The organism is Streptomyces sp. TOM-9 (assembly GCF_056858595.1).
The window spans coordinates 7300560-7324180 of record NZ_JBXEQB010000001.1 but is presented as its reverse complement, the minus strand read 5'-3'; the positions used below and the strand labels follow the sequence as shown (position 1 = coordinate 7324180).

Annotated in this window: 17 protein-coding genes; 7 read left to right on the top strand and 10 right to left on the bottom strand. The window is 73.4% G+C overall.

Annotated features, from left to right (window positions below; translation table 11 throughout):
• Positions 1–355: 355 nt before the first annotated feature.
• Positions 356–1492 (top strand): serpin family protein, encoded by a 1137-nt coding sequence (locus tag AC1VWI_RS33950; RefSeq protein ID WP_499514833.1) that lies wholly within the window; start codon positions 356–358, stop codon positions 1490–1492.
• Positions 1493–1508: 16 nt separating this feature from the next.
• Here the strand turns inward: AC1VWI_RS33950 and AC1VWI_RS33945 are convergent, their stop codons facing one another.
• On the bottom strand, positions 1509–2696 hold the full coding sequence (locus AC1VWI_RS33945; protein ID WP_499514832.1) for a L,D-transpeptidase: 1188 nt from the start codon (positions 2694–2696) through the stop codon (positions 1509–1511).
• A 249-nt stretch (positions 2697–2945) separates the two neighbouring features.
• Here AC1VWI_RS33945 and AC1VWI_RS33940 point away from each other — a divergent pair, with 249 nt between their 5' ends.
• Entirely contained in the window at positions 2946–3659 is a 714-nt protein-coding gene (locus AC1VWI_RS33940) for a DUF4232 domain-containing protein (protein WP_499514831.1), read from the top strand.
• A 17-nt stretch (positions 3660–3676) separates the two neighbouring features.
• On the opposite strand, the gene AC1VWI_RS33935 is transcribed toward AC1VWI_RS33940, so the two are convergent.
• The 8 genes from AC1VWI_RS33935 to AC1VWI_RS33900 form a co-directional block, all read right to left on the bottom strand.
• Positions 3677–4615: a S66 peptidase family protein gene (locus tag AC1VWI_RS33935; RefSeq protein WP_499514830.1), complete on the bottom strand. Its 939-nt coding sequence runs from the start codon at positions 4613–4615 to the stop codon at positions 3677–3679.
• Positions 4612–6609 (bottom strand): dipeptidyl-peptidase 5, encoded by a 1998-nt coding sequence (locus tag AC1VWI_RS33930; RefSeq protein WP_499514829.1) that lies wholly within the window; start codon positions 6607–6609, stop codon positions 4612–4614. The genes AC1VWI_RS33935 and AC1VWI_RS33930 overlap by 4 nt, the downstream gene beginning before the upstream one ends.
• The gene (locus tag AC1VWI_RS33925) at positions 6606–7946 is read right to left on the bottom strand and encodes a M20/M25/M40 family metallo-hydrolase (protein ID WP_499514828.1); all 1341 of its coding nucleotides are present in this window, start codon (positions 7944–7946) and stop codon (positions 6606–6608) included. Before AC1VWI_RS33925 ends, AC1VWI_RS33930 begins: the two co-directional genes overlap by 4 nt.
• The gene (locus tag AC1VWI_RS33920) at positions 7939–8775 is read right to left on the bottom strand and encodes a M55 family metallopeptidase (protein ID WP_499514827.1); all 837 of its coding nucleotides are present in this window, start codon (positions 8773–8775) and stop codon (positions 7939–7941) included. Before AC1VWI_RS33920 ends, AC1VWI_RS33925 begins: the two co-directional genes overlap by 8 nt.
• An 86-nt stretch (positions 8776–8861) precedes the next feature.
• The gene (locus tag AC1VWI_RS33915; RefSeq protein ID WP_499514826.1) at positions 8862–9584 is read right to left on the bottom strand and encodes a class I SAM-dependent methyltransferase; all 723 of its coding nucleotides are present in this window, start codon (positions 9582–9584) and stop codon (positions 8862–8864) included.
• A gap of 134 nt (positions 9585–9718) precedes the next feature.
• Positions 9719–12214, bottom strand: a complete 2496-nt coding sequence (locus AC1VWI_RS33910; protein ID WP_499514825.1) for a SpoIIE family protein phosphatase — start codon at positions 12212–12214, stop codon at positions 9719–9721.
• Positions 12215–12435: 221 nt separating this feature from the next.
• Positions 12436–14829: an MFS transporter gene (locus AC1VWI_RS33905; RefSeq protein WP_499514824.1), complete on the bottom strand. Its 2394-nt coding sequence runs from the start codon at positions 14827–14829 to the stop codon at positions 12436–12438.
• A 215-nt stretch (positions 14830–15044) separates the two neighbouring features.
• Positions 15045–15488, bottom strand: coding sequence for an SRPBCC family protein (locus AC1VWI_RS33900; RefSeq protein WP_499514823.1), 444 nt, complete (start codon positions 15486–15488; stop codon positions 15045–15047).
• A 382-nt stretch (positions 15489–15870) separates the two neighbouring features.
• On the opposite strand from AC1VWI_RS33900, the gene AC1VWI_RS33895 reads away from it, so the two are divergent.
• The 3 genes from AC1VWI_RS33895 to AC1VWI_RS33885 all read left to right on the top strand — a co-directional run bounded on the left by AC1VWI_RS33895 (position 15871) and on the right by AC1VWI_RS33885 (position 18831).
• Positions 15871–17037: an alanine--tRNA ligase-related protein gene (locus AC1VWI_RS33895; RefSeq protein ID WP_499514822.1), complete on the top strand. Its 1167-nt coding sequence runs from the start codon at positions 15871–15873 to the stop codon at positions 17035–17037.
• A 162-nt stretch (positions 17038–17199) separates the two neighbouring features.
• Complete coding sequence (locus tag AC1VWI_RS33890; protein WP_499514821.1) at positions 17200–18264, top strand: Rv2578c family radical SAM protein; 1065 nt, start codon at positions 17200–17202, stop codon at positions 18262–18264.
• Positions 18265–18315: 51 nt separating this feature from the next.
• The gene (locus tag AC1VWI_RS33885; RefSeq protein WP_499514820.1) at positions 18316–18831 is read left to right on the top strand and encodes a GNAT family N-acetyltransferase; all 516 of its coding nucleotides are present in this window, start codon (positions 18316–18318) and stop codon (positions 18829–18831) included.
• Here the strand turns inward: AC1VWI_RS33885 and AC1VWI_RS33880 are convergent.
• Entirely contained in the window at positions 18797–20284 is a 1488-nt protein-coding gene (locus AC1VWI_RS33880) for a HEAT repeat domain-containing protein (protein ID WP_499514819.1), read from the bottom strand. The genes AC1VWI_RS33885 and AC1VWI_RS33880 overlap by 35 nt on opposite strands.
• Positions 20285–20606: 322 nt before the next feature.
• Between AC1VWI_RS33880 and AC1VWI_RS33875 the strand changes: the two genes are divergently transcribed.
• Positions 20607–22394, top strand: a complete 1788-nt coding sequence (locus AC1VWI_RS33875) for a 3-hydroxyacyl-CoA dehydrogenase family protein (protein WP_499514818.1) — start codon at positions 20607–20609, stop codon at positions 22392–22394.
• A gap of 109 nt (positions 22395–22503) precedes the next feature.
• Complete coding sequence (locus tag AC1VWI_RS33870) at positions 22504–23286, top strand: TetR/AcrR family transcriptional regulator (RefSeq protein ID WP_499514817.1); 783 nt, start codon at positions 22504–22506, stop codon at positions 23284–23286.
• Positions 23287–23621: the final 335 nt, after the last annotated feature.

Sequence of the window (23621 nt, the reverse complement as noted above, 5' to 3'; positions counted from 1 at the left end):
TGAGTACAGTGGAAGTGGCCTACGGGGCGAGCGAGGGAGTCCGGTAGCACCGGAGCCGGAGCAGGAAGCAGCGGCTTCCACCGGAACCGGGTACAACGGCCGGGCTGAGAGGCTCGAAGGTCCGGGAAGAGGTTTTGAGACCGGAGAGCGACCCCTAGCACCTGATCCGGACCATGCCGGCGAAGGGAGTCCCACCTCGTAGGTCGTGGAACTGTAGCCGACGAGCCCGCGCGGTGAGCGCGGGCTCACTTGTGCGCGCCGCATCGTGTCGCGCGGGGTCACGCCGGTTACTTGGCCGCCCCACCGTTCGCTGGGATGATCGCCTGACGCGGACGAGGCCGACGGGGTGGGGGACATGGACGACCGGATGCTGGTGGGCGCGGTCAACGCACTGACCGCGCGATGGGCCCGGGAGACCCTGGGCGCCGGCCCGGCCGGGGCGACGGTCCTTTCCGCAGCGGGAGTCTGGCCGCTGCTGGCCCTGCTCGCCGCGGGTGCCGCGGGCCCCGCCCGCACCGAACTGGAACAGGCCGTCGGCACGGACGCCACGACGGCGGCCGCCGCCTCGGGACGGCTGCTCGCGCGGCTGGACGCGATGGACGGCGTCGACACCGCCGTGGGCCTGTGGACCCGCTCCTCCCTGCCGCTCGCGCCCGGCTGGCTCCCGCTGCTCCCGGCCGGCGCCCACGGGCACTTCAGCGGCGACACCGAGACCGACCGCAAGACCCTGGACACCTGGGCGGCGGAGCGCACCCACGGCATGGTCCCCAGGATGCCGGTCTCCGTCGACCGGAACACCCTCCTGCTGCTCGCGAACGCCCTGGCCCTGCGCACCGACTGGGCCGAGCCCTTCCAGGACCACCACACGGGGACGCTCTTCCGCAGCTCGCCGCACCTGGACATGGCCGGCGTCGCGACCACCCCCTTCGGTCCGCTGACCATGGCGAAGGTGAACGGCACCAACGGGATCGAGGTCCACCTCCTGCTCGGCCCCGACCACGTCGCCCCCGGCGAGGTGATCGCCGCCGGCGTGGCCGCCCTCGGCGGGACGTACCCGGTGCTGCCCGGCAACCTGCTGCCGTACGGGCACCCCGGGCCGGGGGTCGTGGTCGAGGACGTCACGAGCTTCGACCCGGCGCCCGCACTCGACCTGACCACGGTGCCGTTCACCGTCGCCGCCGAGCACGACCTCCTCGACCGCGCCGCGCTGTTCGGGCTCGCCACGGCCCGGGACAGCGGCACCGGGCACTTCCCCGGCATCAGCGCGCAGCCCCTGGCCGTCGGCGCGGCGAAGCAGGCGGCCACGGCGACCTTCAGCGCCAAGGGCTTCCGCGCCGCCGCCGTCACGGCCGTCTCCCTGATCGCCGGCAGCGCTCCCGGGCAGGCCCAGCAGGCCAGGCGCGTACGCGTCGGCTTCCTGCGCCCGTTCGGCTTCCTCGCCGTCCACCGGCTCTTCCCGGCGGTCCTCGTGGCGGGGTGGGTGACGCCCTGACCTCAGCGGGCGGCGGTCACAGGGCGCTCCCCGCCCGCCAGTCCGCCCAGTTCGCGTTCCAGGCGCCGTAGCCGTTGTTGACCTGGACGGTGTCGGTGGAGTGGACGACGGTCACCGGATCGCCCGGTGACACGTGCTCGTAGAACCACTTGGCGTCGGTCGTGCTCAGCCCTATGCAGCCGTGACTGCCGTTGACGCGGCCGAACTTGCCCTCGTTCCAGGGCGCGGCGTGCGCGAAGGTGCCCGACGTGGTGAGCCGGACGTCCCACTTCACGTCCTTCAGGTTGTACGCCTCGGGACCGAAGATGCGCACGGTACGGGAGTTCATGGTGATGCTCGGCGTCTTCTCCAGGACGACCATGGTGCCGTTCCACGTCTCGAAGCCTGACTTGCCGGTGGAGACGGGGAGGGTGCGCAGGACCGCGCCGTCGCGTCGCAGGGTGAGGGTCTTGCGGGCGGTGTCGACCGTGGTGACGACCGAGTGCCCTATCCGGAAGCGGACGACCCGGTTCTGCGTGCCGTAGAGGCCGCCGCCCGCGTCGACTCCGTCGAGGTCCATGCGGAGCGTGACCTCGGTGCCGGGCTTCCAGTAGGTGCGCGGGCGGTAGTCGACGCGGTCGCGGCCGCTCCAGTCCTTCATCCAGCTCCAGGCCCCGTCCACGGCCGGGCTCGCGGTGACGCCGAGCTTGCGCTCGACGGCCGCGCGGTCGCGTATCGGCTTGTTGAACACGATCGACACGGGCATGGCGACGCCGACCGTGGTGCCCTTGTCCGGGTGGTACTCCCCCACGAAGGTGCGCGCGGGCTCGGCGGTGGTGAAGGTGGTGTGCTCCGTCAGCCGCTTGCCGTCGGAGGCGGTGGCACGGACGAGCACGTCGTACGTCACGCCGGGCGCCAGCCGGCCTGCCGAGGTCCAGCTCTCCTTGGAGGACGCGAGCGTGCCGCGCAGCGGCCCGGGGCCGGCGGCGGTGACGCGTACGGAGTCGATCCGCGCGGCGGTGGTCCGCACGGTGACCCTGCGGTCGACGGGCACGGCACGCCCGCCGGAGGCGGGGGCGACGGCGATCGCCGGCCGCGGCTCCGCGGCGTGGGGCCCACCGCCGGAGCCGCTGCACGCCGACAGCGACGCGGCAACGGCCAGGGCGAGCGTCGCGGCTCGCGCGCGCAGGGTCGTCCTCCGGTTCCGGGTCCGGTCGTTGGTCATCTGACGGCTCTCCTCCCCTGTCGAGTCGTACCTCTGCTCCTGCCCGGACTCGGGGCGGTCCACCGCATTCCGGCGACCGGAACTCCGCGGCCCGGACGACTCCGTGGCGTCACCGTTCCGTACCAGGCGTGTACGCACGGAACCCGGGCGCGGCACGGCCTCGTGTTCCGCGGCGAACGCCGGTCGTGGGCCGGGGTGCAACAACGGGACGGCCGAACAGCGGGACAGCGGAACGACCAGGGGGACGTCATGGAGCGCAGGAACACGAGGCGGGCCACGATCGCGGTGGCTCTGGCAGCAACGGCGGCGGTGCTGCTGACGGGGTGCCGGGGAGATGACGACGTCGCGGGCGGCGCGCCCTCGCCGACCGCTCCGTCGACCGCCCGGTCGACCGCCCGGTCGACCGCCGCACCGTCAGGGACCGCGGGCGACACCCTCCCGGTCTCCAGCACGTCCCCGGAGCCCGGGGGCACCGGATCCTCCGCCCCCTCGTCAGGTTCCACGGTGGGCCCCGCGGACCGCTGCGGCGCGGAGGACCTGGAGGCGACCGCGGCGCACCAGGCCGCCGTACGCCCCCAGGGCACGGGCACCGGGGCGGCGGTGGTCGGCTTCACCAACACCTCCGGCGCGCCCTGCGTCGTCGAGGGCTTCCCGACGGTGGCCGGGGCGGCCAACGGCTCCCCGGAGATGAACGTGCCGCTGACGGTGCGGCACACCGGTGCGGCCGCACCCGTCAGGCTGGCGCCGGGCGGCCGCGCGTGGGTGAAGCTGATGTTCCACCAGGTCCAGGGCGAGGGCGACGGCTCCTGCGTCTCGGGGGAGGCGCCGGTGCAGTACCCGACGATGGTGCTGGGGCTGCCCGGCGGGGCGGGCAGGCACCAGGTCGCCCTGGACGACGGGGTGTTCGCCGAGTGCGACGGTGTCGTAGCCGTCACCGCGCTGTCGGCAGACCAGCCGTCCTGAGGACGTAGGCCCCCAGGTCAGCTCGCCGGTGCGGGCCCCTCCACCGTGAGGGTGCCCGCGTCCGCGTCCAGGACGGCGGGGACGCCGAGCGGCACGGCCAGGCTGGTCTCGCAGTGGCCGAAGCCCAGTTCCTCGACGACCGGGACGCCGAGTCCGCCCAGCCGGTCCAGCAGCACCGCCCGCACCTCCTCGTAGGGGCCGCAGTCCCGCCAGGAGCCGAGGGCGATGCCCGCCACGCCGTCCAGCCAGCCGGCCCGCAGCAACTGGGTCAGCATCCGGTCGATCCGGTACGGCTCCTCCCCGATGTCCTCCAGCAGGAGGATGCCGCCGGGCACCCCGGGCCGCCCGTCAGGCGTGCCGAGGCCGGAGGCGAGCAGGGCCAGGCAGCCGCCGACGGTGACACCGCTTGCCGTGCCGGGGACGAGAGGGCGGGCGGTCGGTGCGCCGAGCACCCGCGTCCGCTCGGGCGCGAAAAGGGTGTCCTTCAACTGTGCGCGCGTGGGCTCGTCCTTGAGGAAGCCCTCCGCCGCGATCATGGTGCCGTGCAGGGTGGCCAGGCCCAGCCGGACCGCGAAGGCCTCGTGCAGCGCGGTGATGTCGCTGAAGCCGAGGAGGGTCTTGGGCCCGGCCGTCCGCAGCGCCTCCCAGTCCAGGAGGTCGGTCATGCGCTGGGCGCCGTAGCCGCCGCGCGCGCAGAGCACGGCGGCCACCGACGGGTCGCACCACGCCTCCTGGAAGTCGCGGGCGCGCGCCGCGTCCTGTCCGGCCAGGTAGTCGAACGTGGGGTGCCGGTCCAGGACGTGCGGCGCCACCACCGGGTCGAGGTCCCAGCCGCGGAGGATGTCGAGCCCCGCGTCGAGCCGCTCCCGGGGGACGGGTCCGCTGGGGGCGACGACGGAGACCCGGTCCCCGGGGACGAGACGACGGGGGCGGGTGAGCGGGACGAGCGGTGTCACTTGGTGAGCTCCAGAGGGGGTACGGAGGGCGGGGTGAAGCCGAAGACCTGGCCGTAGAGGGCGAGTTCGGACTCGAGGCAGGTGATCATCGTGTCGTCGCGGCGGAAGCCGTGCCCCTCGCCCTCGAAGGTGAGGTAGGCGTGGGGGACACCGCGTCCCGTGATCCGCTCCAGGAACCGCTCGCACTGCACAGGCCGGCAGATCACGTCCTCCAGCCCCTGCAGCAGCAGGAACGGGACGGTGAGCCGGTCGGCCCGGGTGACCGGCGAACGGTCGCGGTAGCGCTCGGGGACGTCGGCGTAGGGCCCGATGAGCGAGTCGAGGTAGCGGGACTCGAAGTCATGGGTCTCACCGCCCTCGGCCCAGCCGGTGAGGTCGAGGAGCGGGTACTTGATCACGCCGCAGGCGTAGACGTCGGTGCCGGTGAGGGAGGCCGCGCTCGTCCAGCCGCCGGCGCTGCCGCCGCGGATCGCGAGCCGCTGCCCGTCCGCGGTGCCCTCCTCCGCCAGCGCCCTCGCTACGGCGGCGCAGTCCTCGACGTCGACGACGCCCCATTGCTCGCGCAGGCGCTCGCGGTAGGCGCGCCCGTAGCCGGTGGAGCCGCCGTGGTTGACCTCGACGACACCGATCCCCCGTGAGGTGAAGTAGGCGATCTCCAGGTCGAGCACGAGCGGGGCCCGGCTGGTGGGGCCGCCGTGCACCCAGACGACGTAGGGCGGCAGCTCTCCCTCAGGCGCGGCGAAGTAGGGGTTCGCCGGCGGGTAGAGCTGGGCGTGGATCTCCCGTCCGCCGGGCCCGGTGAAGGTGCGTTCCACGGGCTCGGGCAGGAACTCCGCTGGCACGGTGTCGTGGTGGGCGGCACCGATGACGCGGGTACGGCCGGTGCAGGTGTCGAGTTCGAGGACCTCGAACGAGCTGCGGGCCGAGGCGGCCACGGCGACCACCCGGGTGCCCTGGTTGGACAGCGCGGCGGTCCACTCGGTCCACGGCCCCGGCGCGTCGACCAGCTCGCCGGTCGCCGGGTCGAATATCCCCAGGCGCTGCGCCCCCTTGCCGTGCAGCACCGCCAGCGTCCCGGCGGCGAGCGGGGCGAACCAGCGGGCGCCCATCTGCCAGCCGGGCCCGGCGAACTCCTCCCGCGCCGGCCGCAGGTTGACCGCGTCCCCGGTGGCCGGGTCGACACGGTGCAGGTTCCACCAGCCGTCGCGGTCGGTGGCCGCGATCAGGGTGCCGTCCGGTGTCCACTCCGCCTGGGCCACCGACTCGGTGGGGCCGCCGAGGATCGTCCGGGCGGCGCCGAAGGTGCCGTCCGCGCCGACGGCGGCGTGCTTGAGCTCCGTGCCGTCCCACGGCATCCGGGGGTGGTCCCAGGCGGTCCACACGGCCTGCCGGCCGTCCGGGGAGATCCGGGGCGCGGTCACGAAGTGGTGTGCGTCGTCGGAGAGTTCACGCACGGCGGAGCGGTCCTCGGCGGCCGAGCCGTCGAGCGGAACGGCGGCGAGGACCCGTCGTACGTCGCTCGGGCCCGCCCCGGTGAACTCCTCCAGTACGCACCACACCTCACCGCGGTCCGGATGGATCTGCGGATCTGCCCAGCGCAGCCCGTCGCCGATGGGGGAGAGCGGGGTCAGCGGCCGCGGCACGGCGCCCGGCGCGTCGGGCTCGTACGCGTAGAGCCGCTGGTCCGGGAAGTGGGAGAAGACGATCAGCGGTCCTCCCCCGGGCCGTGCCGTACCCGTCCAGGCCCGGCCGCCGTACTCGATGACGCGGGTGCGGACGTTCCACGGCGCGGGCAGCGGGCCGTCGACCGTGCCGTCGGCGCGGCGGCGGACGAGGGCGCGGCGGCCGCCCTCCGCCGGCCGTGGTTCGGTCCACCACACCTCGTCACCGACGAACCCGGGGAACTCGGGACGCCCGTCGTGGGAGGCGGCGGTGCGGGCGTCGACCGGCGACTCCCAGGCACCGTAGGGGGCGATGATCGGGGCACGCGTCATCGGGCAACTCCGTCGGTCGTGTCCTGCCGGCCCAGCATGAACCGGTCGAGTACGCGGACGCCGAAGTGCAGCCCCTCCACCGGGACCCGCTCGTCGACGCCGTGGTACATCCCCGCGTAGTCGTAACCCTCGGGGAGCTTCAGCGGGGAGAAGCCGTACCCCGTGATGCCGAGCCGCGAGAACTGCTTGGCGTCGGTGCCGCCGCCCATCACGTAGGGCACGACGTGGGCATCCGGGTCGAAGTGGATCAGGGCCTCCCGCATCGCGGCGTAGACCGGCGCGTCCAGGGGGGCCTCCAGCGGGATCTCTCGGTGGTGGAACTCCCACTCGACGTCCGGGCCGGTGAGCTCGTCCATGGTGGTCGTGAACTCCTCGTCGCCGCCCGGCAGGACCCGGCCGTCGACGTAGGCGACCGCGCTGCCCGGGATGACGTTGACCTTGTAGCCGGCCTCGAGCACGGTCGGGTTGGCGCTGTTGCGGATCACCGGTTCCACCAGGGCGGCGGCGGTGCCCAGCTTGGTGAGCAGGGTGTCCACGTCGTCGAAGTCGGGCTCGACCTCGTGCAGCGCGGCCAGTTCGGTCAGCGCCGCCCGCACCGTGGGGACGATCCGCACCGGCCAGCGGTGCTCGCCGATGCGGGAGACGGCCGCGGCGAGCCGGGTCACCGCGTTGGCCGGGTTGACCTTGGAGCCGTGCCCCGCCCTGCCGTGCGCCGTGAGCTTCAGCCATGCGGTGCCGCGTTCCCCGGCCGCCACGGGGTACAGCCGCAGTCCGGGCCCGGCGTGGAAGGTGAAGCCCCCGGACTCGCTGATGCCCTCGGTGCAGTCGCGGAACAGTTCGGCGTACTGCTCGACGAGGTAGGTCGCCCCGTAGGTGGCGCTGTCCTCCTCGTCGGCCGTCAGCGCGAGCACGATGTCCCGCTCGGGGCGCAGACCCCTGCGGGCCCAGGAGCGCACGGTGGCGAGCACCATCGCCACCGTGCCCTTCATGTCGACCGCGCCGCGGCCCCAGACCACTCCGTCCCGTACCTCGCCGGAGAAGGGGTGCACGCTCCAGTCCTCCGCCTGGGCGGGCACGACGTCCAGGTGGCCGTGGACCAGCAGCGCGCCCTGTCCGTTCCCGGCGCGTGGGGCACCCTCGATCCGCGCCACGACGTTGGCCCGTCCCGGTGCGGACTCCAGGACGCGGGCCTCGATCCCGGCCTCGTCGAGCAGCCGCGCGGCGTGCTCCGCCGCCGGACGCTCGTTGCCGTCACCGCCGCCGCGGTTGGTGGTGTCGATCCGGATCAGCTCCGAGGTGAAGCGGACCGCCTCGTCCAGTGCCAGGGTGTCAGCCATACTGCTCCTCCACAGCTGCCGAGACGAGGGTGGTCACAGCCTTGTAGCAGCGGATCCCCTCGTACATGGTCGGTGACGTGTACGTGACGCGACGCTCGCCCGTGCGCTCCACACCGGGCACGATCGCGGCGGCCCCCGCCAGATGCTCCGCGTCGAACTCGACCTCGACCGTGAACGGCCCGCCCCGCGCCGGCTCGTGGCGCACGGCGAGCGAGGTCGCGTCCTTCGCGGCGGAGCGGATGTCCGCCGCCGTGCGGGCCGGCGGCCGGCACACGGCCGCGTACCGCGACACGTAGTCCTTGACGGCGACCGTCCGCGCCGCCGGCGCGTAGTCGCGGGCGTCGAGGCCGGTCCGGTCGTCCCCCGTGACCAGCACGACGGGCACCCCGTACTCGGCGGCCACCAGCGCGTTCAGCCGGCCCTCACTCGCCGGCGGACCGCCGTTGACCCACACGCCGGTGATCGAGTTGGGGAGGTAGGTGTGGGCGAGCACCCCTTCCGTCCCCGCACCCGTGTGGAAGCCGACGAAGGCGATGCCGTCCACGTCGCCGTGCTGCACGCCCTCGACCATGGACAGGTCCTTGTGCCGCCCGGTGACCATCCGGGCCCGCTCGTCCAACTGCTCCAGCAGCAGGTTCCGCATGGACCAGTGGGCCTCGTTGACCAGGACCTCGTCGGCGCCGCCGTCGAAGAAGCCGGCGATCGCGGCGTTCACGTCCGAGGTGAACAGATGCCGGAACCGCTGCCAGCCCTCCGTGCCGGGCAGGACGTCACCGGGCCAGGTCACCCCGGTGGCGCCCTCCATGTCCGCGCTGATCAGGATCTTCATGGCATGGAACGTTACGCAAAGTCACCGCGGCACACCAGGCCCCCGCCCCGCCTGTGGAAAACTTCAGTGGCCCAGACCGATGGCGGTCAGCCTGCACCCCCTGCCACCAGCCAGTTCGTCGGTACCTCGAGCCGCGTGCCGTCCGCCCGCCGCTCCGTCGTCACGAGAGCGGCCTCACCGCGTGCGAGCACCTCCATCCCCGCCGCGCGGAAGAGCTCCGGGACGGTCTCGTCGGGCATCGCGGCCGGCGCGATCCCGTGCGAGAAGACCGCCGCGAGCTTGGCGGGCGGCCCGCCCGGCCCCTGGGCGAAACCCGCCAGCACGTCCTTCGCCGACGCCGCGAGTTCGTCCGCGAACGCCCGGCCGCGCCCGCCGGTCAGCACGGCGATGCCCTGCACCAGCGGTGCGCGCTCCTCCGGCAGGCACTGGTGGAGCACTCCGCGCATGTACACGTTCGCCTCGCCCAGCTCCTCGCTCAACCGCCGGACCGCCTTGGGGTCGGCCGCGTCGAGCTGCCGGTACTCGGCGACACCGCCCGGGTCCTGGTGCCGCGCGTGGCCGATCGCGGCCGCCGCGAGGTCCACCCCGACGGCCCGGCCGTAGTGCTTGGCGAGGAAGCGGGTCTGGGTGCCGTTGCCGCAGCCGAGGTCGACGACCGGCAGCGACGGGTCGAAGTACGCCTCGAAGAACGGCAGATGGGCCGCCGCGGTGACCTCCGCCTCCGCGTCCCAGAACACCGCCCCCGGCTCTCCGGGGGCGTCGCGCCAGAAGCCCTCCCACGCCTGCAGGTTCGTGCCGGTGACGTCCATGCGATCTCCCCAGGTCCACGTGTCCGTCGCCGCGGACCGTGCCCGGCCGCGCGGCCGAAGCCCCGTCAGCGTCCGTGCTACCGGCGGCCGTCGGCGAGGGCAAGTGTCCGGGGGAAGTCGTGACCTCGTGTTCGCTACGTCCGAGGCCCGGCCGGGGCCCCGCCGCCGCGTCCGCCGGTCCGCCGCCACGGCAGCGCCTGCTCGAACCAGACCGTCTTGCCCTGCGCCGTACGGCTCGCGCCCCACTCCCGCGCCAGCCGGCTCACGATCCGCAGCCCCCGCCCCGACTCGTCCTCGGGTCCGGCGCCGAGCAGGACGGGCACGGCGTGGTCGTCGTCCGAGACCTCGCACAGCAGCGCGTCCGTACGCACCAGGCGCAGCTCCACGTGCCGGGAGTGCGCGTGCCGGACGGCGTTGGTGACCACCTCGCCGACCATCAGCTCGGCCGCCTCCGCCGCCTCCTCCAGCCCCCAGCCCTCCAGGGCGCCCCGGGTCAGGATCCGGGCCCTGCCCACTTCGCGGGGGTCGAGGGCGAGCTGCCAGGTGACGACGTCCTCTCGGGCGATGCCGTTGAGCCGGGCCATCAGCAGGGCGACGTCGTCCTTGCGGCCGCCCGGCGGGTTGAGGGCGCGGATGATCGTGTCGCAGGCGTCGTCCATCGAGGCCGCGGGATGCGCGGCGCTCTCGCACAGCGCGGCGAGACCGGCCCCGATGTCCTGGCCGCGTACCTCGACCAGCCCGTCCGTGCACAGCACGAGCCGGTCGCCCGGGCCGACGGCGACCTTGACCGTCTCGAAGGGCACCCCTCCGATGCCGATCGGGGCACCCGTCGGGACGTCGAGCAGCACGCTGCGGCCGTCCTCGGCGCGCACCAGCACGGGCGGGATGTGTCCCGCGTTGGCGATGAGCAGCTCGGACCGGATCGGGTCGTACACGGCGTACAGGCAGGTGGCGAGGTAGTGCTCGCCGAGGCGCTGCGCCAGGTCGTCGAGGTTGCGCAGCAGTTGCGCCGGCGGCATGTCCAGCGCGGCCATGGTCTGCACGGCGGTGCGCAACTGGCCCATCATCGCGGCGGCGTTGAGCCCGTGCCCCATGACGTCGCCCACGACGAGGGCGAGCCGGGAGCCGGGCAGCTTGATGGTGTCGAACCAGTCGCCGCCGACCCGGCCCCGCCGGGTGCCGGGCAGGTAGCGGGTCGCCACGTCGCACCCCGGCATGCGCGGGGTGATCTGCGGCAGCATGCTGTCCTGCAGCGTGTCGGCGACGTTCTCCTGGTACGTGTACATGCGGGCGTTGTCCAGGACGAGCCCGGCGCGGGCGGCCAGTTCGGCGCCCGTCACACGGTCCATGTCGTTGAACGGCGGACGCTCGCCGTGCCGCAGCAGGATCATGAACCCGAGGACGACGTTGCGCGCCTTCAGCGGCACGACCAGCATCGACCGCCCGGTGATCAACGGCCGGATGTCGCGCTTCTCGAACTGCGAGGCGATCGCCTCGCCCATGGGTTCGGTGATCCTGGGCACCAGCACCGGCTGACCGCTCGTCATGCACTGGAAGAACGGGGTGTGCTCGGGGAACGGCATGGACTCGCCGACCGGTACGACGTCGTCCCAGCGGCCTGGCTCGTCGGTGTGCTCCAGGGCGACCCGGTACCACATGGTGGTGACGTCGGGCGGGCCGTCGGGGAAGCCCTCGCCCGCCGGCACCTGTTCGCGCAGGTAGGTACCCGCGACATCGGTGAAGCGCGGTACGACGGCGGCGCTGACCTCCCTGATCGTGCGGGTCAGGTCCAGGGAGCTGCCGATGCGCCCGCTGACCTCGTTGAGGAACTCCAGGCGCTCGCGGACGGCGGCGTACTCCAGGTCGGGTTCGGGCTCCTCGGACACGATGGCGCGAGGGTCGGCGGCGGACTCACCGACGGCACGCCGCCTGCGGGCCCTGCGCTCGTCCCGTCGGGGCACGCCCCAGTCGGGGGTGACGGGCACCCGGTCGTGCCGGCTGATCTCCAGGACGGGGTAGCCGAGTTCCAGCACCTGGGAGACGATGCGGCCGCTCTCGGCGACGCTCATGCTGGGCAGGATCTCGGGGAGCCGCTTGGCGAGCCCGTCCGCGCCGGGGAACTCGGTGTGCAGGGCGAAGCCGGGCGCGACCCGCTCGGACTCCCCGGGAGGGGAGTCGTCCTCGCCGTGCACCAGGGCGGTGTCGGCGGCCAGCACGAGCAGGCGCTCGGGACCCGGGCCGACCAGCGGGTAGGCCCACCACAGGACGTCGCCGGGGAGGCCGAGGGGGTCGGGGTCGGGCCCCTGGTTGAGCCGCGCGAGGCCGGCGGTCGGGTACGAGGTCCCGCCGCTGAGCGTGGCGTCGAGGTCGGCCCCGGGCGGCGCCTCGGGTCCGTCCGGGCCGGGCTCCTCGCCGAGCGCGCCGGAGACCGGCAGCAGGTCGACGGCCGGGCGGCCGACGGCCTCCTCCCGGGTGGGCCCGAAGAGCTTGCGGGCGCCCGTGCTCCAGTGCGAGACGAGCCCGTCGCCGTCGACCACGACCACGGCGAGCGGGACGCGTCCGGAGAGTCCGGTCCGCTGCTCCGGCAGCGCGGCGCGGCTCCCCTCCCCCGGCGGAGTGCGACGTTGCATGACGCGGGCGGCTCCTTCCCCTGCGGCGCCCGGATCCCGACCGAGGCGCGGAGGTGGTCGGCCCCCGGCGCAAGATCTGCGGCTCCGCAACCACGGTACGACCGACACCGGGTGCCGCGTAGGGCATTGGACGAATCCGGTGTGCGCCCCGCGGAGGGCCGTGGATGCGCCGGGACATGCGCGGGCGCACGCCCCGGCACTGAGGGGCCGTCAGGGGCAGGTCAGTCCTCGTGGCCCAGGTGCACGTCGCGCTCGGTGCGCTCACCGCCGCTGAGCCGCAGCACGGTGGCCACCGGCGGATACCCCGAGGCCACGACGGTGTACTCGCCCGCGGCCAGGTCGACGAAGCGGAAGACGCCGTCGGGGCCGGTCGTCACGGTGTCCAGGACGTTGCCCGCCGCGTCCAGCAGGGTGACCCGCGCGTCCTCGACGGGGCTGCCGCCCGGGCCGCGCACGGTGCCGCGCAGCATCGCGCCGCCCGCGAGTTCGACGTCCTGCCGGGTCTCCCGGGCCGCGTGCACCGACACGGGGAGCGCCGCGGGCCGGTAGGCGGGGGCGTTCGCGGCGAGCGTGTACTCCCCCGCGACGAGGTCACTCAAGACGTAGTCGCCCTCCCTGCCGGTACGGGTGGTCGCCACCACGTCGCCGCGGGAGTCGGTGAGGGTGACGGTGGCCTCCCGTACGGCCGTGCCGTCGGCGGTGCGCACCGTGCCGGCGAGCCGCCCGGCGCCGCCGAGCACCACGTCGAGCTCGACGGGGCGTTCCCCGACGGTCACGCTGACGGCCTGCGGCTGGTGCCCCCCGGCGGCGGCGATCAGGACGTAACTGCCGCTGCCCGGGGTGCTCAGCGCGTAACGTCCGTCCTCACCTGTGGCGCCACGCCCGATCTGGCGGCCGGTCACATCGATGAGGGTGAGGGCCGCCCGGCCTACGGTGCTGCCGTCGGCGTGCTGGACGGTGCCGCACACCGGGACGCCGACGCCGACGGTGTCGGCCTTGCGGGCGGTGGGGACGTGCTGGGTCACCAGGGGTTTCTCCTTGAGCAGGAAGGCGAGCAGGAAGCCGAGGGCGAGTACCGGCACCAGGTAGAGGAAGATGCGCGGCATGGCCTCGGCGTACGCCCGCACATAGGCCTCGCGCAGCGGTGCCGGCATCGCGTGCACCATCTGCGGCGTGATCGACTGGGGGTCCGGCAGGTCGACGCCGCGCGGCAGCCGGTCGGCGAGCCCGTCGGCGAGCCGGTTGGCGAACAGGGTGCCGAAGACGGCCGCCCCCACCGAGCCGCCGATCTGCCGGAAGTAGTTGTTGGCGCTGGTGGCGGCGCCGAGGTCGGCGGGCCGCACGGAGTTCTGCACGGCGAGGATCAGCACCGGCAGGACGAGGCCGATGCCCAGCCCCAGCACACCCATGTAGACGCTGTACTCCACGCGCGGGGTGTCGGTCTCCAGCAGCGACAGCAGCCACATGCCGGCCACCGAGAGCGCCCCGCCGGCGAGCGGGAACACCCTGTAGCGTCCGGTACGGCTGATCAACTGGCCGGAGACCACGGAGGCCAGGACGACGCCCAGCATCATGGGCAGCATCAGCAGCCCGGACTCGGTGGCGCTGACGCCGTTCACCATCTGCAGGAACGTGGGCAGGTAGCTGGCGGCGCCGAAGAGGCCGACGCCGACGACGGCCCCGATGAGGGCCGAGACGGTGAAGATGCCGTCCCGGAAGAGGCGCAGCGGGATGATGGGTTCGACGGCGAACCGTTCCACCACGACGAACAGCACGGCGCAGCCGAGCGATGCCGCGCCCAGCCCGATGATCACCTCCGAGCGCCAGGCGTACGTCGTGCCGCCCCAACTGGTCAGCAGCACCAGGCAGGTGGAGCCGGCTGCCAGCAGCAGTGCGCCCAGCACGTCCAGCCGGGGGCGAACGGCCGGCCGCGGCAGCTTCAGGACGACGGCGATGACGGCCAGGGTCAGCAGCCCGAAGGGCACGTTGATGTAGAAGCACCAGCGCCAGGAGGCGTGGTCGGTGAAGAATCCGCCGAGCAGCGGCCCCGCAACGGAGGCCAGGCCGAAGGATGCGCCGATCAGTCCCATGTACCGGCCGCGTTCCCGGGGCGGGACGATGTCCGCGATGATCGCCTGGACGCCGATCATCAGCCCCCCGCCGCCGACACCCTGGATGGTGCGGAAGGCGATCAGCTCGTTCATGGAGCGCGACCAGCCGGCGAGCGCCGAGCCGATGACGAAGACGACGATGGCGAACTGGAAGACGCTCTTGCGCCCGAAGAGGTCGCCGAGCTTGCCGTAGATGGGCAGCCCGACGGTGGAGGCGAGCAGGTAGGCGGTGACGGCCCAGGACATCTTGTCCAGGCCGTGCAGCTCGCCGACGATCTTGGGGAGCGCGGTCGCCACGATCATCTGGTCGAGCGCGGCCAGCAGCAGGGTCAGCATGAGCCCGAGGAAGACCAGACGCACCCGGCGCGGGCTCAGTCCGCCGACGGGCGCACCCTGCTCCTGCGGCACGGCTGCGGGTCGGTCCTCGGGGCCCGTGCCGGCGCCGGTCACGTCCGTGAGGGTGCCGGTCTCCTCGGACAGGGTCGTCCCGGTGGTGCCGCCCATCTGCGTACCGCTCCCCTCGTCGCGCCTGCCCTGCGACAACGATCTGGGGCGCCGGGGATGCGCCGGAGTGCGGCAGATCCACCCTTTCAAGTGACGTGCCCACCGGCGTGCGCCCGCCGGGCGCCGGCCCGGCGCATGGGGCGCGTACCCGTGCGGCGCGTCAAGGGAGGTGACCGGGCGTCACCCGGTGCCGGCCGCCTCCCTTGTGCCGCCTGCTACTTCTCGGTCTCCGCGGCGAGGCGCGCGAGCACCGCGTCGTGGATGCGGTTCAGGCCCTTGGGGGCGAAGGTGCGCTCGAAGAAGCCGCCGATGCCGCCGGCGCCGGTCCACGTGCTGGTGACGACCGCCTTGGCGCGGCCCTCGCCGGCCGGGGTGACCGTCCAGGTGGTGACCATGGTGGAGTTGCGGTCGCTCTCGACCAGCTGCCCCGGGGTCGGCTCGGTCACCGCGAGGAGGCAGTCCCGCACGCGCTTCTCGGTCGCCTGCAGCTTCCAGTGCACCAGGGTGCCCGCGCCGCTGCCCCCCTCGCGCACCTCGTACTCGCTGTACTGCTCGGGAAGCAGTCGCTGCCGGGTGCCCGCGTAGTCGGCGAGCGCCGCGAAGACGCTCTCCGGGCTCGCCGCGATCTCGCGCTGAGTGGTGGCCTCGACCTGTGCCATGCGCCGTCCTCCGTCGATCCGTGTGCCGTCGCCGACAAGCCAATCACCATGGCCGCGTGCCCGCGAAATCGGGCCGCCCTCCCGGAGGGGCACCTCCGTACGACGGCCCCACGGGGCCCTGCCGCCGCCCGGCGGGAAATCACGTGCCCCGCCGGTCGTGGCGCGTTATCGTCGGCTCCATGAACGTCACCGGCCACAGCATCACCGCGACCGCGCGAGCGACCAGCTCGCCGGTTGCCGCCGCCTGACGTACCCCCTTCCTCACCACCGGCGACCGGGAACGGCCCGCCGGTGGTCTCGTGGCGCACCGCCGCGATTCCGGTGATCGAGCGGACCCGTTCTCCGGTGCCTCCCCGCCCTCCACGCGAAGGAGCCACCCACCATGAACACCGAAGAGATCGTCCGCACGTTCGTCGAGTACTACGAGGACCGCGGCCACCGCAGGATCACCGGATCGACGCTGCTGCCGCCGCCCGGTGACCCGGTGCTGTTCACGACCTCGGGCATGCATCCGCTGACCCCGTACCTGGAGGGGCGCCCGCACCCGCTCGGCAGCCGGCTGGTCAACGTGCAGCGCTGTCTGCGCACCACCGACCTGGAAGAGGTCGGCGATCCCACCCATCTGACGGTCTTCGAGATGCTCGGCACCTGGTCGCTCGGCGGCTACGAGGGCCCGCAGAGCCTCGACTGGGGCTACGGACTGCTCACCGAGGGCTTCGGCATCGACCCGGGGCGGCTGCACGTCACGGTGTTCGGCGGCGACGACCGCACGGGTCCGGACACCGACTCCCTGGAGCTGTGGGAGAAGCACGGGGTCCCGGTGGAGCTCACCGTCGAGGACAACTGGTGGTCCAACGGGCCGACCGGCCCGTGCGGCCCCGACTCGGAGATCTTCCTGTGGACCGGCGACACCCCTCCGCGGTCCACGCCCACCCGCGACGACCGCTGGGTCGAGGTCTGGAACCACGTGATGATGCGCCACCGCCGGCTCGAGGACGGCTCGCTCGTGCCGCTCCCCCAGCGCAACGTCGACACCGGACTCGGCCTGGAACGCCTGGCCTCGCTGCTGCAGGGCCGCACGTCGGTGTTCGAGTGCGACGTCTTCACCCCCTGGCGCCGTCTCGTACCGTCCCTGTGGCCACTGGACGAACCATCGCTGCGCCTGGTCTGCGACCACCTGCGCTCGGCCGTGGTGGTGATCGGGGACGGGGTGCGCCCGTCCAACACCGGCCGCGGGTACGTGCTGCGCCGGCTGGTGCGGCGGGTCCTCACCGCCTTGTGGCGGGACGACCCGTCCCGTGGCCTCGGCGATCTGCCGCAGGAACTGGTCCTGCACACCCTGGACCACTTCCGGCAGGACGTGGACCCGGACGAGCCGCGCCGGGTGCTGCTGGAGGAGGAGCGCCGGTTCGGGCGGCTCCTGGAGCGCGGCCGTCAGGTGCTGGCCCGTCCCCGCTTCCGGGGCCCGCTGGACGAGGAGGACTTCCACTACCTCCACGACACCCACGGCCTGCCGCGCGACCTCGTCCTGAGCCTGCGGCCGCAATGACGGTGGACGGCCCCGTCAGGGCCCCGGGCGGTGCCTACGGCACGCCCGGGGCCCTGCGTCACACACGGTCACGCACAGTGGTCCCGGGAATCCCATGGATCCCCCTCGACGCTATTCGCTCAGATGTTCTATTCTCGGGAGGAGAGCAACGAAGGAGGCGGCATGAGGTGGGACAACCTGAGCCGCGACACGGCGGCGACCACACCCGCGCTCTTCGGCGTGGACGCCGTGACCCGTACGTTCGACACCCCCGAGTTCCGCGGGATCACCTTCCACGAGGTGCGCGCCCGCACGATCGTCAACCGCGTGCCCGGCGCGTCCCGGATGCCGTTCGAGTGGACGATCAACCCCTACCGCGGCTGCAGTCACGCCTGTGTGTACTGCTTCGCACGCAAGACGCACACCTACCTGGACCTCGACAGCGGCCTGGACTTCGACTCGCAGATCATCGTGAAGGTCAACGCGCCCGAGCTGCTGCGCCGCGAGCTCGCCTCGCCCCGCTGGCAGGGCGAGCACATCGCGATGGGCACCAACGTCGACTGCTACCAGCGCGCGGAGGGCCGCTACCGGCTCATGCCCGGCATCCTGGCCGCGCTGCGCGACCACGCCAATCCCTTCTCGATCCTCACCAAGGGGTCGCTGATCCTGCGCGACCTGGACCTCCTGGTGCAGGCCTCCCAGGTCACCGACGTCTCGACCGCGGTCTCCGTCGGCTTCACCGACCGGGACCTGTGGCGCACCGTGGAACCGGGCACGCCGTCGCCGGCGAAGCGTCTGGAGGTCTGCCGCACGCTCAATGAGCACGGCATCCCCTCGGGCGTCCTGATGGCGCCGGTGCTGCCGTACCTCAGCGACTCCCCGGAACAGTTGCGCGAGACCGTCCGTGCGATCGCCGGGACCGGCGCCACGTCCGTCACCCCGCTGGTGCTGCACCTGCGTCCCGGGGCGAGGGAGTGGTTCATGGCCTGGCTCTCGGTGCACCACCCGCGGCTGATCTCCCGCTACAAGGCGCTCTACGCGGACGGCGCCTACGCGCCCACCTGGTACCAGCGGCGCATCACCCGCCAAGTGCACGAGTTCGCCGCCGAGTTCGGGATCGGGCCCAGCCGTTCCGGGACCGCGCGCCGGATGACCGCACCCGAGGAGGACACCCCCGGGCCGCCCGCCGCACCCGAGCCCGCCACGCCCGCCCAGCCCGCCCCGCCGACGCAACTGACCCTGATCTGAGCTCACGAAAAGCGGGTGCCCAGCGGGCTCCGCCCCCCTTAACGTCGCGGCATGACGGTTGTGAGGGTGATGACCCGCGACGACATCGACGCCGTGGCGGCGATCCGCGTAAGGGGATGGCAGGCGGCCTACGCGGGGATCGTGCCGCAGGCGTACCTCAAAGCGATGGACGTCGGGGCGGACGCGGAGCGTCGCAGGGAGTGGTTCGACGCGGGCGGCAGCCGGGTGGACAACCTGGTCGCCGCGGACGGCGGCGAGGTGACGGGCTGGGCCGCGCTCGGCCCCTACCGGGGTGAGCCCGACGACGCGGAGGTCGGCGAGCTGTACGCGATCTACGTACGGCCCGACCGGATCGGCCGCGGCGCCGGCCGAGCACTCATGGACGCCGTACGGGCCCGCGCCGATGAACGCGGCTTCCGGAGCCTGCGCCTGTGGGTGCTCGCGGACAACGCGCGGGCGCTGCGCTTCTACGAACGGTCCGGTCTCGCACCGGACGGCACCGACCAGATCGAGATGTACGACGGCGTCCCGCTCAAGGAGCTGCGGTACGCGACGGATCTGGTCTGAAGCGCCCGGCGAGTCGGCGCGTCGTGGCACTCGGTGCCTCCTCCCGCGCCGCGGCCAGCACCGCCACGGCCGCCGGGTCGCCCGACCGCACCAGGGCGCGCACGATCCGCCTGGGGTACGGCGGCGCGCACAGCCCGACGAGGGCGGCGGTCGCGCGGGGCTCGTCCTCGTAGCGGGCCAGTCCGCGCGCCGCGGCCGCCCGCACCTCCGCGTCCTCGTCGGTGGCGACGCCGAGCAGCGTCTCCAGCGCATGAGGGCCGCCGATCCGGCCGAGGGAGTCCACCGCCGCGACGCGCAGGCGGGAATCCGCGACGGCCCGGTTCAGGACGGGCACCGCCCGCGCGTCCCCGAGCCGTCCCAGTTCCTCGACGCAGCCGGCGGCCGCCTGATAGACCGTCCGCCCCTCGTCCATGAGCCATGTGAGGGTGGACATCAGCGCGGGCAGCGACTCCGGCGCCCGCAAGCGCCCGAGCAAATGCACGGCGGCCAGGGCGTAGCCGATCCGCAGCCGATTGGTGGCGAGCGCGGCGGCGGCACGCGCGGTCCGCGGGTCGCCGAGCCGGATCAGGGCCTCGGCCGCCGCAAGGGTGTTCCAGGCGTCGCGGTGGTTGAGGAACAGCACGAGGGTCTCGAAGGCCCGCCGGTCACCGGCCCGCCCCAGCAGGACGGAGGCGACGAGACGCTCCTGCACGGAGCGCGACGGCTCGGTCAGCACGGTGGCGAGGCGGTCCCGGGCCTCGGGGACGTCCCGCCGCCAAAGGGCGACGAGCGCCTCCTCGGCCACCGACTCGTCCGGGTCGCCGGCGGCCGCGAGGAACAGGTCCAGATGCGCCGGGTCGCGGTCGCAGCCGAGCAGAGTCAGGGCGAGCCGCCGGGACCGGGGCGCCTGCTGGCAGGCCTGACGCAGCAGCAGGGGCACGCAGACGGCGGGCGGCACGGGGCCGTTCCTGGCTGCCCAGCGCCAGAAGGGCAGGTGACGACCGATGACGATGCGGCTGATGGTGTCCTCGATCAACCCGGGGTACCAGGAGGGCTCCTCCTGCCCGGATGCGCCGAGCAGGTCGAAGAGCGATGCCGTCGCCTCCATGGGCCGCTTCACCGCCAACGCCTCCAGGGCATAGCGGCGCTCCTCCTCCGTGCCACGGGGAAGCATCGCCAGCAGCGCCGGGACGGCGGGGGCCCGCCCGCCGGCGACGTCGAGGCGCGCGCGTTCGGCGGGCCCCAGCCAGGGCCGCACCATGGCGGCGGCGTCCGGTGAGGCGGCGAGCCGCCGCAGATAGGCACCGCGCTCCTCGCACCGCCCCTGACCGGCGAACGCCAGCAGCCCCAGGACGCGGCGTGGTTCCCCGCGCCCGCGCAGCCACGCGACGTCCGTCTCCCCCGCCCGCACGGCCCCGTACAGCTCGGCCGCGCGCCGCGCCGAGTGACCGGCGCCCCCGTGCTCCCGTTCCACGGTCCCCCCTCTCCCCCGTGCGCTCACCCTAGTGGCGCGCTCATCTGTAGGAGGTGTAAATCACATGGGCGGGAGGGCTGGCGCCGAGGTTACTCACCGGTTACCCTCTAACCAACGCACGCATCGGCCTGGTGACGCAGCCACCGCGTGCAGCCGTTGTCGGTTCGGCACCATCGCGGCGCAGCCCCGGGACAGGGCTCGCCGGTTCTCACGCGGGTACGCCCACACACGCGTACGCACCCCGCGGCTCCTCGACTCTCCCGCCCCCGCGCCTGCGCAGCAGAGACGCACGGCGCGGACCCTCAGCATTCGGAGTTCCGCGATGGACCGTCCACGACCCTTCCCCACCGTCGCCGTCATCGGTCTCGGCACCATGGGCACCGGCATCGCCGAGGTCGTCGCCCGGGCCGGCCACGAAGTGATCGGCATCGAGATCGACGACGCGGCCGCCCACCGCGCCGTCGCCGCCCTGGAGGCCTCCACCGCCCGCGCCGTGCAGCGCGAGCGGATCACGGAGGCCGAGCGCGGCGACGTCCTGGCCCGTTTCCGCACCTTCTCCGACCTCCAGGCGGCGTCCGACGCCGACCTGGTCATCGAGGTCGTCACCGAGCACTTCGAGATCAAGCGCGAGGTCCTCACCGCCCTGGACGCCCTCCTGAAGCCGGGCGCCGTCCTGGCGACCGGCACCAACGCGCTGTCGGTGACCCAGCTGGCCTCGCACACCTCGCGCCCCGACCGCGTCCTCGGTCTGCACTTCTTCGCCCCCGCACCGGCCATGAAGCTGGTCGAGGTGGTCTCCACCGTGCTCACCTCCCCCGAGACCACGGACTCCGTGACCGAGCTGGTCCGCTCGCTCGGCAAGGAGCCGGTGGCGGTCGGCGACCGCCCGGGCTTCATCGCCGACGGGCTGCTCTTCGGCTACCTCAACCAGGCCGCGGCCATGTACGAGGCCCGGTACGCCACCCGCGAGGACATCGACGCCGCCATGCGGCTCGGCTGCGGCCTGCCCATGGGCCCGCTCGCCCTGCTGGACCTGATCGGCATCGACACCGCGCAGACCGTCCTGGAGGCGATGTACGAGGCCTCGCGCGACCGGCTGCACGCCCCCGCGCCCATCCTGAAGCAGCTCTCCGCCGCCGGCCTCAAGGGCCGCAAGGCCGGACGCGGCTTCTACACCTACGAGGCCCCCGGCAGCGCGAGCGTCGTCCCGGACGCCGAGACGCCGGCCGAGGCCGCCGGAGCCACCGGCGGGCGCCCCGTGCGCAGCGTGGGGGTCGCGGGCTCGGGCACCATGGCCACCGGCATCGCGGAGGTCTTCGCCAAGGCCGGGTACGAGGTCGTGCTGGCCGCCCGCGGCCAGGAGAAGGCCGACAAGGCGGTCGCGGCGCTGGCCAAGTCGCTGGACCGGTCGGTGGCCAAGGGCCGGCTCAGCCAGGAGCAGCGCGACGCCGCCGTGGCGCGGGTGACCGCGGCCGGATCGCTGGACGCCTTCGCGGACGTGGACCTGGCCGTCGAGGCGGTCGCCGAGGACCTGCCGGTCAAGCAGCAGCTCTTCGCGACCCTGGACAAGATCTGCAAGCCGGGCGCGGTGCTGGCCACGACGACGTCCTCGCTGCCCGTGGTGGCCGTCGCCACCGCGACGTCGCGTCCGCGGGACGTGATCGGCATGCACTTCTTCAACCCGGCCCCCGCCATGAAGCTGGTCGAGGTGGTCCGCACCGTGCTGACCGCCGAGGACGTGCACGCCACCGTCCACGAGGTCTGCGGCCGGATCAGGAAGCACGCCGTGGACTGCGGCGACCGTGCCGGCTTCATCGTCAACGCGCTGCTGTTCCCCTACCTCAACAACGCCGTGAAGATGGTCCAGGAGCACTACGCGACGGTCGAGGACATCGACTCGGCGATGAAGCTCGGCGGGGGCTACCCGATGGGGCCCTTCGAACTGCTCGACGTCGTCGGGCTGGACGTCTCGCTCGCGATCGAGCAGGTGCTGCACAAGGAGTTCCGCGACCCGGGCCTGGCGCCGGCGCCGCTGCTCGAGCACCTGGTGTCCGCGGGCTGCCTCGGCCGCAAGACCGGCCGCGGCTTCCGCGAGTATGCCCGCCGCTGATTACGCGGGCAGCGGCTGGGACGGCCGGGACGATCCCGGTGGCTGGGGCGGTCTCCTGGGGCCGCCCCACCGCCTCCGGAAACCGGGCCCGGCCCACGGTGCAGCGGGAATGCAGTACGTTCGCGGTATGCCCCAGCCCGTTAAGCCCGCCCGTGCGTCCTCCACCACCGCCCAGCGCCATCGTGTCCGCCAGGAACTGGCCGCCGCGGCGATGCACCTGTTCGCGAGCCAGGGCTACGAGGCGACCACGGTCGACGAGATCGCCGCGGCCGCGGGGGTCGCGCGCAGGACGTTCTTCCGGCACTTCCGCTCCAAGGAAGAGGCGATCTTCCCCGACCACGACGACACCCTCGTGCGCGTCGGGCAGGTGCTGGACTCCGCCGAACCGCACGAGCACCCGCTCGACACGGTGTGCCGTGGCATCACCGAGGTGCTGCGCATGTACGCCGAGGCCCCCGAGGTCTCGGTGGAGCGCTACCGCCTGACCCGTGAGATCCCGATCCTGCGGGAGCGCGAGATCGCCTCGGTGGCCCGCTACGAGCGGCTGTTCACCCGCTACCTGCTGGGCCACTTCGACGAGGGCGCCCACCACGACGGGGACGACGACCCGCTGCTGGCGGAGGTCGCCGCGTCCGCCGTCGTCGCCGCCCACAACCACGTGCTGCGGCGCTGGCTGCGCGCCGGCGGCAAGGGCGACGTCGAGGCCCAGCTCGACCACGCCTTCGAGGTGATCAAGCAGACCTTCGGCACCGGCATCGGCCGGCGCCCCACCCCCGCCCCCGCCCCGGTCCTCACCTCCGAGCAGGGCGAGGTCATCGTCGCGGTGGCCCGTACGGACGCGTCGCCCGCCGAGGTCATGCGGACGATCGAAAAAGCCCTGAAGGGCGCGTAGCCGCCCGTTCGCGCCCCCGGCGTCCTCCCGCGCCTCCGGCATCCCACCAGCGCCCCCAGGCCCTCGCGCCGGGGGCGCCTTCGTGTGTTGCTCAAACGTGAAGCCGTGGTGCCATCTGAGAAAAATTGTTGGCACGCAGTGTCTTGCAGGGTGGCACGCGGTGCCATAACGTGAGAACTGTCCGGGCGGGCGGCGTGCTGGGATCCGTCGCACGCCGTCTGTCCCCAAAGGCCCGGACGCCTGCGTCACAGGCATTCACCGCGCCACCACGCGCCCCCGCTCCATCCGTGCGACCGCCACGGACAGCAGCACCACCGCCGAACCGACGGCACCAC

Bases quoted from the DNA above. Each gene is read 5' to 3' on its own strand.
- AC1VWI_RS33950 (WP_499514833.1), top strand. From the start codon at position 356: ATGGACGACCGGATGCTGGTGGGCGCGGTCAACGCACTGACCGCGCGA.
- AC1VWI_RS33945 (WP_499514832.1), bottom strand. From the start codon at position 2,696: ATGACCAACGACCGGACCCGGAACCGGAGGACGACCCTGCGCGCGCGA.
- AC1VWI_RS33940 (WP_499514831.1), top strand. From the start codon at position 2,946: ATGGAGCGCAGGAACACGAGGCGGGCCACGATCGCGGTGGCTCTGGCA.
- AC1VWI_RS33930 (WP_499514829.1), bottom strand. From the start codon at position 6,609: ATGACGCGTGCCCCGATCATCGCCCCCTACGGTGCCTGGGAGTCGCCG.
- AC1VWI_RS33925 (WP_499514828.1), bottom strand. From the start codon at position 7,946: ATGGCTGACACCCTGGCACTGGACGAGGCGGTCCGCTTCACCTCGGAG.
- AC1VWI_RS33920 (WP_499514827.1), bottom strand. From the start codon at position 8,775: ATGAAGATCCTGATCAGCGCGGACATGGAGGGCGCCACCGGGGTGACC.
- AC1VWI_RS33915 (WP_499514826.1), bottom strand. From the start codon at position 9,584: ATGGACGTCACCGGCACGAACCTGCAGGCGTGGGAGGGCTTCTGGCGC.
- AC1VWI_RS33910 (WP_499514825.1), bottom strand. From the start codon at position 12,214: ATGCAACGTCGCACTCCGCCGGGGGAGGGGAGCCGCGCCGCGCTGCCG.
- AC1VWI_RS33905 (WP_499514824.1), bottom strand. From the start codon at position 14,829: ATGGGCGGCACCACCGGGACGACCCTGTCCGAGGAGACCGGCACCCTC.
- AC1VWI_RS33900 (WP_499514823.1), bottom strand. From the start codon at position 15,488: ATGGCACAGGTCGAGGCCACCACTCAGCGCGAGATCGCGGCGAGCCCG.
- AC1VWI_RS33895 (WP_499514822.1), top strand. From the start codon at position 15,871: ATGAACACCGAAGAGATCGTCCGCACGTTCGTCGAGTACTACGAGGAC.
- AC1VWI_RS33890 (WP_499514821.1), top strand. From the start codon at position 17,200: ATGAGGTGGGACAACCTGAGCCGCGACACGGCGGCGACCACACCCGCG.
- AC1VWI_RS33885 (WP_499514820.1), top strand. From the start codon at position 18,316: ATGACGGTTGTGAGGGTGATGACCCGCGACGACATCGACGCCGTGGCG.
- AC1VWI_RS33875 (WP_499514818.1), top strand. From the start codon at position 20,607: ATGGACCGTCCACGACCCTTCCCCACCGTCGCCGTCATCGGTCTCGGC.
- AC1VWI_RS33870 (WP_499514817.1), top strand. From the start codon at position 22,504: ATGCAGTACGTTCGCGGTATGCCCCAGCCCGTTAAGCCCGCCCGTGCG.